Origin of the sequence: Pseudomonas sp. AL 58 (assembly GCF_036348395.1) — a bacterium.
Taxonomy (GTDB): Bacteria; Pseudomonadota; Gammaproteobacteria; order Pseudomonadales; family Pseudomonadaceae; genus Aquipseudomonas; species Aquipseudomonas defluvii.
In genome coordinates this window covers 78,455-91,932 of the sequence record NZ_JAZBQR010000010.1, presented here as the reverse complement: position 1 = coordinate 91,932, position 13,478 = coordinate 78,455, and the positions used below count along the sequence as shown (strand labels likewise).

At 60.1% G+C, this 13,478-nt stretch carries 14 protein-coding genes; 5 read left to right on the top strand and 9 right to left on the bottom strand.

Features of this window, described 5'->3' with window-relative positions; genetic code table 11:
* Window positions 1-25 precede the first annotated feature (25 nt).
* The 4 genes from UIA24_RS12940 to UIA24_RS12925 all read right to left on the bottom strand — a co-directional run bounded on the left by UIA24_RS12940 (window position 26) and on the right by UIA24_RS12925 (window position 4,179).
* Window positions 26-790, bottom strand: coding sequence for an amino acid ABC transporter ATP-binding protein (locus UIA24_RS12940; protein WP_065761990.1), 765 nt, complete (start codon window positions 788-790; stop codon window positions 26-28).
* A 10-nt stretch (window positions 791-800) separates the two neighbouring features.
* Window positions 801-1,898: an amino acid ABC transporter permease gene (locus tag UIA24_RS12935; RefSeq protein ID WP_102052792.1), complete on the bottom strand. Its 1,098-nt coding sequence runs from the start codon at window positions 1,896-1,898 to the stop codon at window positions 801-803.
* Between the two features lie 10 nt (window positions 1,899-1,908).
* Window positions 1,909-3,087, bottom strand: coding sequence for an amino acid ABC transporter permease (locus UIA24_RS12930; protein ID WP_330523011.1), 1,179 nt, complete (start codon window positions 3,085-3,087; stop codon window positions 1,909-1,911).
* A 63-nt stretch (window positions 3,088-3,150) separates the two neighbouring features.
* Window positions 3,151-4,179 carry an amino acid ABC transporter substrate-binding protein gene (locus UIA24_RS12925; protein WP_099775740.1) on the bottom strand — a complete coding sequence of 343 codons (1,029 nt, stop codon included), beginning with the start codon at window positions 4,177-4,179 and terminating at the stop codon, window positions 3,151-3,153.
* A 330-nt stretch (window positions 4,180-4,509) separates the two neighbouring features.
* Between UIA24_RS12925 and UIA24_RS12920 the strand changes: the two genes are divergently transcribed.
* The 5 genes from UIA24_RS12920 to UIA24_RS12900 all read left to right on the top strand — a co-directional run bounded on the left by UIA24_RS12920 (window position 4,510) and on the right by UIA24_RS12900 (window position 9,627).
* On the top strand, window positions 4,510-5,184 hold the full coding sequence (locus UIA24_RS12920; protein WP_330523010.1) for an alpha/beta hydrolase: 675 nt from the start codon (window positions 4,510-4,512) through the stop codon (window positions 5,182-5,184).
* Window positions 5,185-5,268: 84 nt separating this feature from the next.
* Window positions 5,269-6,696 (top strand): ATP-dependent RNA helicase RhlB, encoded by a 1,428-nt coding sequence (gene rhlB / locus UIA24_RS12915; protein ID WP_102052807.1) that lies wholly within the window; start codon window positions 5,269-5,271, stop codon window positions 6,694-6,696.
* Between the two features lie 121 nt (window positions 6,697-6,817).
* Window positions 6,818-7,768 (top strand): ornithine cyclodeaminase family protein, encoded by a 951-nt coding sequence (locus tag UIA24_RS12910; RefSeq protein WP_099775741.1) that lies wholly within the window; start codon window positions 6,818-6,820, stop codon window positions 7,766-7,768.
* A gap of 18 nt (window positions 7,769-7,786) precedes the next feature.
* Complete coding sequence (locus tag UIA24_RS12905) at window positions 7,787-8,926, top strand: NAD(P)/FAD-dependent oxidoreductase (protein WP_330523008.1); 1,140 nt, start codon at window positions 7,787-7,789, stop codon at window positions 8,924-8,926.
* 74 nt (window positions 8,927-9,000) lie between these two features.
* Window positions 9,001-9,627: a helix-turn-helix transcriptional regulator gene (locus tag UIA24_RS12900; protein ID WP_065758769.1), complete on the top strand. Its 627-nt coding sequence runs from the start codon at window positions 9,001-9,003 to the stop codon at window positions 9,625-9,627.
* A 29-nt stretch (window positions 9,628-9,656) separates the two neighbouring features.
* Here the strand turns inward: UIA24_RS12900 and UIA24_RS12895 are convergent, their stop codons facing one another.
* From UIA24_RS12895 to UIA24_RS12875, 5 genes are all read right to left on the bottom strand, one after another.
* Window positions 9,657-10,436 carry an ABC transporter substrate-binding protein gene (locus tag UIA24_RS12895; RefSeq protein WP_099775743.1) on the bottom strand — a complete coding sequence of 260 codons (780 nt, stop codon included), beginning with the start codon at window positions 10,434-10,436 and terminating at the stop codon, window positions 9,657-9,659.
* A gap of 184 nt (window positions 10,437-10,620) precedes the next feature.
* Window positions 10,621-11,079 (bottom strand): molybdopterin synthase catalytic subunit MoaE, encoded by a 459-nt coding sequence (gene moaE, locus UIA24_RS12890; RefSeq protein ID WP_065758771.1) that lies wholly within the window; start codon window positions 11,077-11,079, stop codon window positions 10,621-10,623.
* A 2-nt stretch (window positions 11,080-11,081) separates the two neighbouring features.
* Entirely contained in the window at window positions 11,082-11,327 is a 246-nt protein-coding gene (locus UIA24_RS12885) for a MoaD/ThiS family protein (protein ID WP_065758772.1), read from the bottom strand.
* Entirely contained in the window at window positions 11,324-11,797 is a 474-nt protein-coding gene (gene moaC / locus UIA24_RS12880; protein WP_099776780.1) for a cyclic pyranopterin monophosphate synthase MoaC, read from the bottom strand. Before moaC ends, UIA24_RS12885 begins: the two co-directional genes overlap by 4 nt.
* A gap of 105 nt (window positions 11,798-11,902) precedes the next feature.
* Window positions 11,903-13,297: a PhoH family protein gene (locus UIA24_RS12875; RefSeq protein WP_065758773.1), complete on the bottom strand. Its 1,395-nt coding sequence runs from the start codon at window positions 13,295-13,297 to the stop codon at window positions 11,903-11,905.
* Window positions 13,298-13,478 lie beyond the last annotated feature (181 nt).

Here is a 13,478-nt window from a genome sequence, read left to right as displayed (position 1 = left end):
AAAGCCGGCGATTGCATTTCAGCCCTTAGTGCAGGATCTGACTCAAGAACAGCTTGGTTCGCTCGTTCTGAGGCCGGTCGAAGAAGTCGTTCGGCGGCGCCTGCTCAACGATCTCACCTTTGTCCATGAAGATCACCCGGTTCGCCACGGTCCGGGCAAAGCCCATTTCATGGGTTACACAGAGCATGGTCATGCCGTCTTCGGCCAGGCCGATCATGGTGTCGAGCACTTCCTTGACCATCTCCGGGTCGAGCGCCGAGGTTGGCTCATCGAACAACATGATCTTTGGCTTCATGCACAACGCCCGGGCAATCGCTACCCGCTGCTGCTGACCACCGGACAACTGCCCCGGATACTTGTTGGCTTGCTCGGGAATCCGCACCCGCTCCAGATAGTGCATGGCGATTTCCTCGGCCTTGCGCTTGGGCATCTTGCGTACCCACATCGGTGCCAGGGTGCAGTTCTGCAAAATGGTCAGGTGCGGAAACAGGTTGAAGTGCTGGAACACCATGCCCACTTCACGGCGAATCGCCTCGATCTGCTTGAGGTCGTTGGTCAACTCGACGCCATCGACCACGATGCGGCCTTGCTGGTGCTCTTCAAGACGGTTGAGGCAGCGGATGGTCGTCGACTTGCCCGAGCCCGAAGGCCCGCACAGGACGATACGCTCCCCCTGACGCACATTGAGGTTGATGTCCTTGAGCACGTGGAACTGGCCGTACCACTTGTTCACGCCCTGCATCTGAATAATGCCTTCAGGGCTCACAGGCTGTTTGATCGCTTCACTCATGGGAACACTCCTAACGCTTGTGGCCTGTGTCCAGCTTACGCTCCAGATGCATGGAGTAGCGGGACATACCGAAACAGAAAATCCAGAACACCAGGGCGGCGAAGACGTAGCCTTCAGTCGCCATACCCAGCCATTTGGGGTCGGCTGCTGCCTGCTTGACACTGTTGAGCAGGTCGAACAGGCCAATGATGATGACCAGGCTGGTGTCCTTGAACAGGGCAATGAAGGTGTTGACGATGCCGGGAATCACCAGCTTCAGGGCTTGCGGCAGAATCACCAGGCCCATCGCCCGCCAGTAACCCAGGCCCATCGCGGCAGCCGCCTCGTATTGGCCTTTGGGAATGGCCTGCAAGCCACCGCGCACCACCTCGGCGATGTAGGCCGACTGGAACAGGATCACCCCGATCATCGCTCGCAGCAGCTTGTCGAAGCTCATGCCTTCAGGCAGGAACAGCGGCAGCATTACCGACGACATGAACAGCACCGTGATCAACGGCACGCCACGCCAGAACTCGATGAACGTGACGCACACCACGCGCACTGCAGGCATTCTCGAGCGCCGTCCCAGTGCCAGCAGAATGCCCAGCGGCAACGCACCGACGATACCGACCGTGGCAATCACCAGGGTCAGCATCAAGCCACCCCATTGGCTGGTGGCCACCGCAACCAGCCCCAGGTACCCACCGTGCAGCAGGGTGTAGGCCAGGACGGGGTACAGCACCAGGAACGCCAAGCCGTAGACAACCTTGTGCGGGACGCGGGCGATGAACAGGGGCGCTGCGCCGATCACGGCCAGCCACACCGTCAGGTCGACCCGCCAGCGCAGTTCACTGGGGTAGTAGCCGTACATGAACTGCCCGAAGCGCTGCTGGATAAACACCCAACAAGCGCCCTCCTTGGTGCAGTCGGCCTGAGTGGTTCCCACCCAGTTGGCATCGATGAATGCCCACTGCAACAGGGGCGGTACGATCAGCCAGACCAAATACACCGCAAACAACGTCAACAGGGTGTTGAGCCAGCTGGAGAACAGGTTGTTGCGCATCCATGCGAGGGCACCGACGGCTTTCACCGGCGGCGGCATATCAGGTTTGAAAACATGGGTACTCATGCGCGTATCCTCACCGCTCGATCAGCGCAATGCGCTTGTTGTACCAGTTCATCAGCAGGGAAATGCTGATGCTGATGGCCAGGTAGACACTCATGGTGATGGCGATCACTTCGATAGCCTGGCCGGTCTGGTTGAGCACGGTTCCGGCGAACAGCGAAACCATTTCCGGATAGCCGATACCCGCCGCCAGCGAGGAGTTCTTCGCCAGGTTCAGGTATTGGCTGGTCAAGGGTGGAATGATCACTCGCAGCGCCTGGGGAATGATGACCTTGCGCAGGGTTGGCCCTTCACGCAGGCCCAACGAACGCGCCGCCTCGGTCTGGCCATGGCTGACCGAGCGAATCCCGGAACGAACGATCTCGGCAATGAACGCTGCCGTATAGATCGTCAATGCCAGGGTCAGCGCCAGCAGTTCGGGAATCAGTACCCAGCCGCCCACAAAGTTGAAGCCCTTGAGCTGCGGCACTTCCCAGTGCAGTGGGGTGCCTATGAGCAACGCACACAGCCCGGGAATGGCCAGAAACAGCGCCAGGCCTACCCAGAACTTATGGAACGGCTCGCCGGTTTCCTCAAAGCGCTTGTTGGCCACACGGACCATGAGCACGATGGCAATCACGGCCACCACGAGACTGCCGACGAACGGCCAGAAGCCCTCCGCCAGCGAAGCACCCGGCATGTTCAAGCCACGGTTGCTGATAAAGAACGTATCGCCAAAATTGATGCTGCCGCGCGGCCCCGGCAGGGTCAAAAATACTGCGAAGTACCAGAACAGGATCTGCAGCAGCGGCGGAATGTTACGAAAAGTCTCGACATACACCGTGGCCAGCTTGCTGATCATCCAGTTCGGCGATAACCGGGCCACACCGACGATGAAACCCAGCACGGTCGCCAGGATAATGCCGATGAAGGTCACCAGCAGCGTGTTGAGCAAACCGATGACAAATACCCGGGCATAACTGTCGGACTCGGTGTAAGGAATCAAATGCTGAGCGATCCCGAAACCGGCACTGCGCTCAAGGAAATCAAAACCCGAGGTAATGCCTCGGTGCTGCAGATTGGTTTGGGTATTGTGAAACAGGTACCAGCCCAGCCCTACCACCGCGACCACGGTGATGATCTGGAACAGCCACGCACGCACACGTGGATCGCTAAGGGAAACCCCTTTGGGTGCGCCGATTTTATTTTGCATGAAATGCCCCGAAGAGAAGGAACGAAACGGCCTGCAGCAGCTCGCTGCCGCAGGCCGTACCCATCAGCGCACTGGTGGCGCGTACTGGATGCCGCCGTTGTTCCAGAGGGCATTCAGACCACGGTCGATCTTCAGATCGGTGCTTGCGCCAAGGTTCTTCTCGAACACTTCGCCGTAGTTACCGACTTGCTTGACGATCTGTACGACCCAGTCCTTGGGCAGCTTGAGGTCTTTGCCATATTCGCCATCAGCACCGAGCAGGCGGGCGACGTCCGGGTTCTTGGTCGATTTCGCTTCAGCCTCGACATTCTTCGAGGTGATACCTGCCTCTTCGGCATTGATCATCGCGAACAGGGTCCACTTGACGATGCTGAACCACTCTTCATCGCCCTTACGCACGACAGGGCCCAGTGGCTCCTTGGAGATGGTTTCCGGCAACACGACATAATCGTTTGGCGACCCCAGTTTGGAGCGTTGTGCGTAGAGCTGCGACTTGTCGGAGGTCAGTACATCGCAACGACCGGACTCCAGCGATTTGGCGCTTTCATCGGAGGTGTCGAAGGTGATCGGGGTGTACTTCAGGCCATTGGCGCGGAAGTAGTCGGAGACGTTGAGTTCAGTGGTGGTACCGGCCTGGATGCAGATGGTTGCGCCATCCAGCTCCTTGGCACTGGAAACGCCAAGCTTCTTGTTCACCAGGAAACCTACGCCGTCGTAGTACGTGACGCCCGCGAACACCAGGCCCATGCCGGCATCGCGCGAACTGGTCCAGGTAGTGTTACGCGATAGCACATCCACTTCACCGGACTGCAACGCCGTGAAACGCTCCTTGGCGTTCAGTTGGCTGAACTTGACCTTGTTTGCATCACCGAAGACGGCGGCAGCCACGGCGCGGCAGACGTCAGCATCGATACCCACGATCTTGCCCTTGGCATCCGGCACCGAGAAGCCCGGCAAGCCGTCACTCACGCCACACTGGACGAAACCCTTTTTCTGAACCGCTTCGAGGGTTGCACCGGCCTGCGCGAAAGCACTGATACCCAGTGCGGCGGCAGCGGTAACGACTGCCAGAGTGGATTTCAACATCTTCATTAAAACCTCCAGATTGCTCTTGTTGTGTTCGAGCCGATTGCACCGCACCCTTATGAGGCGCATCCGACCCGCGCTGGCTTGCTTTTGGGTCAATGGCGCAATAACGCTGTTCTGTGACAGCCTTTAATAGCGAAATGGTGTTACCGTCGAAACGCCACGCGTCACGTCGCAAGGTTCGTAGCAAAGCGCGTACCACACTGAGCCGCTTAAGCGATTCAGTGTGCGCCAACAGGTAAACTTGTCGCCTTTCGACAAGTTTTTCCCGGACCGAACCGACACGCCTTCTTTTCATGCACTTAATAAGAGCGTGCGCACATTTTCGGAGCAGTCATGACCACCCCGTTGATACTTGAGCCGCAAAAGACCCCCGATGCCTGTGTGATCTGGTTGCACGGTTTGGGGGCAGATCGTTACGACTTCCTGCCGGTCGCCGAAGCCTTGCAGGAACAGTTGTTGAGTACCCGCTTCGTAATGCCCCAGGCACCCACCCGCCCGGTGACCATCAACGGCGGCTATGAAATGCCCAGTTGGTACGACATCACGGCCATGAGCCCGGCCCGTTCGATTGATCGCAAGCAGTTGGAAGACTCAGCCGACCAGGTCATTGCATTGATCGAGGCCGAGCGCGCCAAAGGGATCGATCCAACGCGGATTTTTCTTGCCGGCTTTTCACAAGGTGGTGCGGTCGTGCTGCACACGGCGTATGTAAAGTGGCAAGGCACCCTGGGCGGTGTCCTGGCCCTGTCAACCTACGCACCGACCTTCAGCGCCGAACGCGAGCTAAGCGCCAGCCAGCAACGCACCCCGGCCTTGTGCCTGCATGGCCAGTACGACACTGTGGTACAGAACGCCATGGGCCGTACCGCCTACGAACACCTCAAACATTGGGGGGTTAATGCCGGCTGGCAGGAATACCCGATGGAGCACGAAGTGCTGCCCGAGGAAATCCGCGATATCGGTACCTGGCTGACCCAGCGTTTGAGCGGAAGCACGACTTCCGTGTAGCCGTCAGCGCAATCCACTACGCCGCGCCCGAATCTTGCATTACACTGGCCGGCGTACATTCCTTAACCAATTGACGAGATGACCGTGCTCAAAGCACTCAAGAAGATGTTCGGCAAAGGCGAGGCTGAGCAACTCGCTGCCGAAACCGCTGCCCCCGTGGTGCAGCCACCTGCACAACCCAAGCCCTCTGCACCAGCAGCCCAGCCACAGGCTCAAGCGCCCGTCGCGGCAAAGGCTGAGAAACCGGCAGAACCCAAGCCGCGCCGTGAGCGCAAGCCAAAACCCGCGGCATCCAGTTGGAAACTGGAAGACTTCATGGTTGAGCCACAGGAAGGCAAGACCCGTTTCCACGACTTCAAGCTGTCGCCTGAGCTGATGCACGCCATCCATGACCTGGGCTTCCCCTACTGCACGCCGATTCAGGCTCAGGTACTGGGTTACACCCTGCGTGGCCAGGACGCTATCGGCCGCGCTCAGACCGGCACAGGCAAGACCGCCGCGTTCCTGATTTCGATCATTACTCAACTGCAGCAGACCCCGGCCCCCAAAGAGCGCTACATGGGTGAGCCCCGGGCACTGATCATCGCCCCGACCCGTGAACTGGTCGTCCAGATCGCCAAGGACGCCGCCGCACTCACCAAGTACACCGGCCTGAACGTAATGACCTTCGTTGGCGGCATGGACTTCGACAAACAGCTCAAACAGCTTGAAGCCCGCCACTGCGACATCCTGGTTGCCACACCGGGCCGCTTGCTGGACTTCAACCAGCGCGGCGAAGTGCACCTGGACATGGTCGAGGTGATGGTGCTGGACGAAGCCGACCGCATGCTCGACATGGGCTTTATCCCCCAGGTACGGCAGATCATTCGCCAGACGCCACCGAAAAGCGAACGCCAGACCCTGCTGTTCTCGGCCACCTTCACCGAAGACGTGATGAACCTGGCCAAGCAGTGGACCACGACCCCGGCCATCGTCGAGATCGAGCCGGAAAACGTCGCCAGCGAGACCGTCGAGCAGCACGTTTATGCCGTGGCCGGCAGCGACAAATACAAGTTGCTGTACAACCTGATCACCCGCAACAAATGGGAACGGGTCATCGTCTTCGCCAACCGCAAGGACGAAGTGCGCCGTATCGAAGAGCGCCTGGTACGCGACGGTGTCAACGCCGCCCAGCTGTCCGGCGATGTGCCGCAGCACAAGCGTATCCGCACGCTGGAAAACTTCCGTGAAGGCCGTATCACCGTACTGGTGGCCACCGACGTGGCCGGTCGCGGTATTCACATCGACGGCATCAGCCATGTGATCAACTTCACCCTGCCAGAAGACCCGGACGATTACGTTCACCGTATCGGTCGTACCGGTCGTGCCGGCACCAGCGGCGTATCGATCAGCTTCGCCGGCGAAGATGACTCTTACCAGCTACCCGCCATCGAAACACTGCTGGGTCGCAAGATCAGCTGCGAGATGCCGCCGGCCGAGTTGCTCGACGCCGTGCCCCGCAAGCCTCACTGATCGGCTGTACTGCAACACCGAAAACGCTGCCTGCTGCCAGGCGGCGTTTTTTTATGCCGGCGATATTGCCCGCAAGAACAAAAAGTCCATAATAGACAAAATAGTTTATTTGGAGCACTGCATGTCCGCGCCCCTCGTCATTGATCAACAGCACGCACGCCAACTGCTCAGCCAGCTGGATGTCCCGCAGATCCTGCGCAAACTGTTTCGCGATCTGGCCGCCGGGCAAGCTGTGCAGCCGCCGCAGCAGCTCGTCGAGTTCCCAGGTGGTGCCGGCGATTTCATCAACTACGGCGGCGTACTGGCTGAAGACGGTGTCTATGGGGTCAAGACATCGCCCTACATTGTCCGTGACACGGGCCCGCTGGTTACCGCCTGGACACTGCTGATGTCCATGGAAAGCGGCCAGCCACTGCTGCTTTGCGACGCTGGCGAACTGACCACCGCGCGCACCGCCGCGACCACCGCCGTGGCCGTCGATGCACTAGCCGCAAGCGGTGCCCGCCGCCTGACCCTGATCGGCAGCGGCCCCATCGCCCGGGCGCACCTGCGCTACACCCGCGACCTGCGCGACTGGCAGGACATCCGCCTCTACTCGCCGCGCCTGCATCAGCAGAGCGCCGAACAACGTCGTGCACTGAGTGACCTCGATCCACGCCTGACCTTTGCCGATACCCTTGAACAAGCGGTACAAGACGCCGATGTCATCATGCTCTGTACGTCTTCGGCCAGCCCGGTCATCGACCCGCGTCAATTGAGCAAGCCTGCCCTGATCACCTCGATCAGCACCAACGCCGTGCGCGCTCATGAAGTGCCGCCAGAAACCCTCGCGAACATGGACGTCTACTGCGACTACCGCCTGACCACGCCAGGGTCGGCCGGGGAAATGCGCATCGCCAGCGAACAGCATGGCTGGCACGCCGACGCGATCATCGGCGACCTGGCACAACTGCTGAGCGATCAGGCGCCGCGCCCTGACTACCAGCGCCATGCGTTCTTCCGCTCCATCGGCCTGGGCCTTGAAGACATTGCCTTGGCCAATGCGCTCTATCGACTGCAGCGCGCCGACTGACGGCGACCGGAGACGTCCATGCAACCAGCAGATTTCATCATTATTGGCGCCGGCATTGCCGGCGCCTCCACCGGCTACTGGCTCGCCGGCCATGGCAAGGTCGTGCTGCTCGAACGCGAGTCGCAGCCGGGCTATCACTCCACCGGCCGCTCGGCGGCGCTCTACACGGCCGCCTATGGCACGCCACAAGTACGCGCCTTGACACTCGCCAGCCGGGCATTTTTCGATGCCCCGCCAGCGGGTTTTGCCGAACATCCGCTATTGACCCCGCGCGGGGAAATGACCGTCGACTTCACCGGTGATGCCGAAGAACTGCAACGCCAGTACGACAGCGCCAAAGCCTGCGTGCCCGAGGTGCAGTTGCTCAGTGCCGAGCAGGCCTGCGAGCGACTCCCGGTACTGCGCCGCGACAAGGTGCACGGCGCGCTCTACGACCCAAGCGCCAGCGATATCGACACCGACGCCCTGCATCAGGGCTACCTGCGTGGCATTCGCCGCCAACAGGGCGAAGTGCATAGCGACTGTGAAGTTCAGCGCATAGAACGCAGCGCCGATGGCCTGTGGCAGGTCCACACCAGTCGTGGCAGTTTCAGCGCCCCGGTGTTGATCAACGCGGCAGGCGCCTGGGCGGACCAGATCGGCGAACTGGCGGGCGCACGGCCGCTGGGCTTGCAACCCAAACGCCGCGCCGCCTTCATCTTCGCCGCCCCGGAAGGCGTGGACAGCCATGACTGGCCGATGCTGGTCAGCCTCGACGAATCCTTCTACATGAAACCCGACGCCGGCATGCTGCTGGGCTCGCCCGCCAATGCCGACCCGGTGGCACCACACGATGTGCAGCCGGAAGAGCTGGACATCGCCATGGGCATTTACCAGATCGAAGAAGCCACCACCCTGAGCATTCGCCGCCCTACCCGCACCTGGGCCGGGCTGCGCAGCTTCGTGGCCGACGGCGACCTGATCGCCGGCTTCGACCCTCAAGTACCCGGCCTGTTCTGGGTCGCAGCACAAGGCGGCTATGGCATACAGACCTCGCCCGCGATGGGCCAGGCCAGTGCCGCACTGGTGCGCGGCGAAGCATTGCCCGAGCCACTCAAGGGCTTTGGCCTGACAGCCGCCATGCTCTCGCCTGCGCGCTTGGTTGCAGCCCAAGGGTGACGCGCCACTGCGTTTGCGGCACACTCCCAGCGCCCTTTAGCCAAGGGCGCTGACAACCGCTGGAGCCCGCCTCAATGTCGACACCTCGCCCCGACCCGGCCCTGGACAACTTCCGGGCGATCGCCGATGCCATCGCCACGCTGTTCTTCCCGCATGCCGAAGTGGTCCTGCACGACCTGCGCAGCCAGAAGATCGACTACATCGCCAACAACCTCTCCAAGCGCGAGATCGGTGACGATGCGGCGCTGGAAGACATGTTCGAAGAAGGCACCGACGAAACCAATATCGGCCCTTACGAGAAACTCAACTGGGACGGGCAGAAGATTCGCTCGCTGAGCACGGTGCTGCGCGACGCCAACGGCAGCCCCTTGGCCGTGCTGTGCATCAACTTGAACATTTCCCTGTTCGAGAGCGTCAAGGCCGCCCTGGACCTGTTTCTCTCGCCCAGCAAGTTGATCCCGCAACCCGACGCATTGTTCCGCGATGACTGGCAGGAGCGCATCAATACCTTCCTGAACGGCTGGCTGCGCCAGCGCCAGCTCAGCCTGAACCTGCTGACCCGTGAGCATAAGCGCGAACTGGTGTTTGCCCTGCACGCCGAAGGCGCGTTTCGTGGCAAGAGTGCGGCCAACTATGTGGCCAATGTACTGAACATGGGGCGGGCGACGGTGTACAAACACCTGAAGGAACTCAAGGCCTGAACAGCATCAGGCCCTGAGTCAGGCGCAGATCAGTCGCCGTAGATATCCGACTTGAAGTACTTGGCCTGGATCTTCTGGTACTCGCCATTGCTGCGGATTTCATCGATGGCTTTGTTGAGCTCGCTGACCAGCTGCGTATTGCCCTTGCGCACGGCAATACCGGCACCTTCGCCAACGTACTTCGGATCTTTCAGCTCAGGCCCGACAAAGGCATAGCCCTCGCCCTTGGGCGTCAACAGAAAGCCTTGCTCCAGCGGGATGGTGTCCGCGAACACACCGTCCAGACGCCCGGAAACCAGGTCCATGAAAATCTCTTCGTTACTGGTGTAGCGAACAATTTCTACACCTTTTGGCGCCAGCACTTCAGAGACATAACGGTCGGTAGTGGTAGCACGCTGTACGCCGATACGTTTGCCCTTGAGGCTCTGGTACTGGTCATCGACCTGAGTACCGGCCTTCATCGCCAGGCGCGCCGAGGTGAAGTAGTACTTGTGGGTGAAGTCAACGGAGCGCTTGCGCTCTTCGGTGATGGTGATAGACGACAGCGCGGCGTCGATCTTGTTGACCTTCAGCGAGGGAATCAGCCCGTCGTACTCTTGCTCGGTCCATTGGCATTTGACCTGCATCTGCGCGCACAGGGCATTACCGATGTCGTAGTCGAAACCGCTGATCTTGCCGTCAGGGGTCTTGAAGGCAAACGGCGGGTAGGCGGCTTCGATACCGATACGCAAGGTTTTCTCGGCGGCGAACAGGTTGCTGCTGGCCAACAGGCTCAGGGCCAGACCGGCAATCAGGGTAGTGGTCTTCATGAGGGCTCTCTCGCTCATTATTGGAGGTGTGTTGCAAGACAGAGGAAAGTGACAAGCCTGAAATTATTTTGTACTTATAAATCCATACTGGACTTTTACGTACACAATTTCAACACCTGGATGCGCGCGAGAGACCGAGGCGCAACCTCGCCAGCCACACTGGCGACCACAGCGTTTGTGTCGTTTAGCGACCGTCCTCCCAGCGCTGCGCCGCCGACTGGTCACTGACCCGTCCTTCGACCCAACGCGGCCCTTCGGCAGTGTTTTCCTTTTTCCAGAACGGTGCCCGGGTCTTGAGGTAGTCCATCACGAAGTTGCAGGCATCGAATGCCGCCTGACGATGAGCGCTGGCCACCCCGACGAAGACAATCGGCTCACCGGGCTCCAACGCCCCGATGCGATGCAGTACTTCAAGGCGCAACAAGGGCCAGCGTGACTCCGCCTCGGCGATGATCTTGCCGAGCGCCTTTTCGGTCATGCCTGGATAGTGCTCCAGGAACATGCCCGCGACTTCACGCCCCTCATTGAAGTCGCGCACGTACCCGACGAAACCGACCACGGCGCCGATCCCCACATTGGCCGCATGCAGGGCATTGAGCTCGGCCCCCGGGTCAAAAGCGCCCGCCTGCACCCGAATCGCCATGCTCAACCTCCGGTCACGGTTGGAAAAAACGCTACCTCATCGCCATCAGCCAAGGGCTCGCTGAGTGAACAGAGGTCCTGATTACGTGCGCACATGATGTTCTGCTCGGCCAGTACCTCCCAGGCTCCGCCGCGCTGCAGCAGGTGCTGGCGCAGGGCATCGACCGTGGCAAACACGCCCTCGAGCGTTTCGCTCTCCAGCCCCAAGGCTTCCCGGTAACGGGCGAAATACTGCACGTTCAAGCTCATGCGTCACCTGCCTGGTAATCACCACTCTTGCCGCCGCGCTTCTCTAACAGGCGCACACTGTCGATGGTCATGCCACGGTCGACGGCCTTGCACATGTCATAGATCGTCAACGCGGCCACACTGGCCGCCGTCAGGGCTTCCATCTCGACGCCGGTTTGCCCGGCCAACTTGCAGCGGGCCAGGATATGCACCGTGTCGAGGCCTTCGGCACTGAGTTCGACCTTGACGCTGGTGAGCATCAACGGGTGGCACAGCGGGATCAGGTCACTGGTTTTTTTCGCAGCCTGGATCCCGGCAATGCGGGCCACGGCAAACACATCCCCTTTGGGATGATCACCGTCGACAATCATCTGCAGGGTTTGCGGGAGCATGCGTACGCGCGCCTCAGCAACAGCTTCACGCGAGGTCACGGCCTTTTCGGTAACGTCGACCATATTGGCCCGACCTTGAGAATCGAGATGTGTCAGCACAGCCATACTCCTGATCAGCGGACCTTGATTGTAAACCTGCAGGTCAACTTTTCGCACGGGCCATGCGACAAAGTTCGGGCGGCACATGGCCGCCCGAACGAGACGTCACAGATGCGATTCGGCGTATTCGGCCAGAATCGAACGAGGCACCCCTTGCAGGGTGATATGCACACCGTTGGGGAAGTCCTTGAAGCGCTCGGTCAGGTAAGTCAGGCCCGAGCTGGTCGCGGACAGGTAAGGGGTATCGATCTGCGCCAGGTTGCCCAGGCAGATCACCTTGGAACCGGAACCGGCACGGGTGATGATGGTTTTCATCTGGTGCGGGGTCAGGTTCTGGCATTCGTCGATCAGGATCAGGCTTTGCTGGAAGCTGCGACCGCGAATGTAGTTAAGCGATTTGAACTGCAGCGGAACCCGCTCAAGGATGTATTCGACACTGCCATGGGTGCTCTCATCGTCCATGTGCAGCGCTTCGAGGTTGTCAGTGATGGCGCCCAGCCAAGGCTCCATTTTTTCCGCTTCGGTGCCTGGCAGGAAGCCGATCTCCTGGTCGAGCCCCTGCACACTGCGGGTAGCGATGATACGCCGGTAACGCTTGCTGACCATGGTCTGCTCAATGGCTGCCGCCAAGGCCAGAATGGTCTTGCCGGAGCCGGCAGCGCCCGTCAGGTTGACCAGGTGGATATCCGGGTCAAGCAAGGCGAACAGCGCCAGGCCCTGATGAATGTCACGCGGCTTCAAACCCCAGGCTTCCTGATGCAGCAGCGGCTCCTGGTGCAGGTCGAGCAGCAGCAGTTCGCTGTCCTTGATGCCTTTGATCCAACCGACAAAGCCCTGTTCGTCAATGATGAACTCGTTGATGTGAACAGCCGGCAGGTTGTCGATCAATTGCACACGGTGCCAGGTGCGCCCGCGCTCCTGACGGGTCTCGACCTTGCTGACCCGGTCCCAGAACGACCCCGTCACCGAGTGATAGCCCTTGGACAACAGGGAAACGTCGTCGACCAACTGATCGGTACTGTAGTCCTCGGCCGCGATTCCACAGGCACGGGCCTTGAGGCGCATGTTGATGTCTTTGGTCACCAGCACCACACTCAGTTCCTTGCGCCGGCTCCGCAGCTCAAGCAATTGGTTGATGATGATGTTGTCGTTCAAATGCTCAGGCAGTAGACGGTGCGGCTCAGTGCGCGGCGTCATCAAGATGGACAGGAAGCCTTTCGGGCCACTCTTGCCCCGCTGGATGGGTACGCCCTGCTCAACATCGGCAGGCGAGGCGTCGCCCAGGGTCTGATCGATCAAGCGGATGGCCTGACGACATTCTGCGGCTACGGAGTGCTTGCCGTCCTTGAGCTTGTCGAGCTCCTCAAGCACGGTCATCGGGATGGTGACGTGGTGCTCCTCGAAGTTCAGTAACGCATTCGGATCGTGAATCAGAACATTGGTATCGAGCACGTAAAGGATTGGCAGGTTGGAAGAAGTGGTACGTCCTTGATCATCCATACTCGGTCACCTTTGTGGGAGCCTGACGACGCAATACCCAGACGGTGCTGCGCCGCGATGTGACCGCTGATGCTCCCCGGGGCCCGCGTCGTTACGGGTGGGCAGCTACAAACAAAGGATGGCGAGTAAGACGCCACCTGTGTTGCAGGGTTCGGCGGTCTGTCTTTGTAATACCGCAAAA